We start from the raw sequence: 1,441 nt of genomic DNA on the forward strand, positions 1-1,441 counted from the left end.
TAACACTGATCATTTAAGCATTTTCCTGATCAGTTGAACGATCCTACAGATGGTTAACAATACCCTTAAGCACTTTTGTTTAAGGGTATTTTTTATGCTGTCACACTGGTTAATCGATGTTGACGATTTTGCTAATCCAGAATCTCTTTCTTTGTTTCAAAAAGACCTTCCGCTAGATTGGATAAACCAAGCTTTATCTGAAACGAACAAAGCGAGTATGCGCCGTAGAAAGCTACCCGCAGAACTCGTTGTATGGTTAGTCGTTGGTATTGGTTTATATCGAGATAGACCGATTACCGATGTACTCGATAAGCTCGACCTCAAATTGTCTAATTCATTGGGTGAAACGATTGCACCTAGTGCAATTCCTCAGGCAAGAAAACGCCTCACCGCTGAGCCTTTAAAGTCATTATTCTCAATCACAGCAAAGCATTGGACACAGTCGGAAGATGCGGGTGATAAATGGAATGGTTTGAGCCTATTTTCAATCGATGGCACACAGTTTAGAACTCACGATAACCCAAGCTTAGCTGAGCATTATCAATATGTTTACTACCGAAAAGACAGGCACACTGAGTACCCAATCGTTCGAATGTGCGCACTCACATCACTACGGAGTCGCCTTATTCATGATGTGGCTTTTGGGGAAAGTTCTAAAGGTGAAATCAGCTATGCAAAAGATTTAATTTCATCAGCAGTTCCGAATTCATTGACCATTTTTGACCGTTGCTACTTGAGCGCAGAACTTATGCTTAACTGGCAACAAGAGCATGGAACAAGCCACTGGATGACACCAATAAAGTCGAATGTGAAATATGAAATCATCGAGCAGCTCGATGATGATGGGCGAGATCTGATTGTGGAGATGAAAGTCTCTCCCCAGGCTAGAAAACAAGACCCGAGTCTCCCAGAAACGTGGAAAGCTAGGCTAACTCTATATCCCGATGACGTTGAACAACAACCCAATCATATACAAGGGCTGCTGACTTCTCTAACAGATAGAAAATACAGTTTAAAATCATTATTAGATGTGTACTTCGAAAGGTGGGAAATCGAGAATAGCTATGGCGAGATTAAGCATGACATGCTTGAAGATGAAATCCTGCTCCGCAGTCAATCTGTAGAGGGTGTAGAGCAAGAGATATGGGGTATCCTTATCGCGTATAACTTAATCCGTCTGGAGATTAGCCGAATAGCAAAAGAGGCTGAAGTCTCGCCACTTAGGATAAGCTTTACGATGGCACTTCGAGATATTCAAGATGAGTTGATGTGGTGTGCTATCGCCTCCCCAGGTTCGGTTCCCAAAAAGCTGCGAGCTATGAGAGAGCGAGTGAAACGTTATATTTTGCCCGAAAAACAAAAACGGCCCAAAGATAGGACCGTTCGTTTTAGTAAGACTCGCTACACTGTGCGATCTAAACACCTTAAATGATAGGTGTTG

At 42.4% G+C, this 1,441-nt stretch carries 1 protein-coding gene; it reads left to right on the plus strand.

The window, feature by feature from the left end:
- Positions 1-94: 94 nt before the first annotated feature.
- Positions 95-1,432 (plus strand): IS4 family transposase, encoded by a 1,338-nt coding sequence (locus ACED53_RS23360; protein ID WP_017100321.1) that lies wholly within the window; start codon positions 95-97, stop codon positions 1,430-1,432.
- The last annotated feature ends 9 nt before the right edge of the window (positions 1,433-1,441 follow it).

Origin of the sequence: Vibrio sp. 1F169, assembly GCF_041439605.1 — a bacterium.
GTDB classification, from domain to species: Bacteria; Pseudomonadota; Gammaproteobacteria; order Enterobacterales; family Vibrionaceae; genus Vibrio; species Vibrio tasmaniensis_A.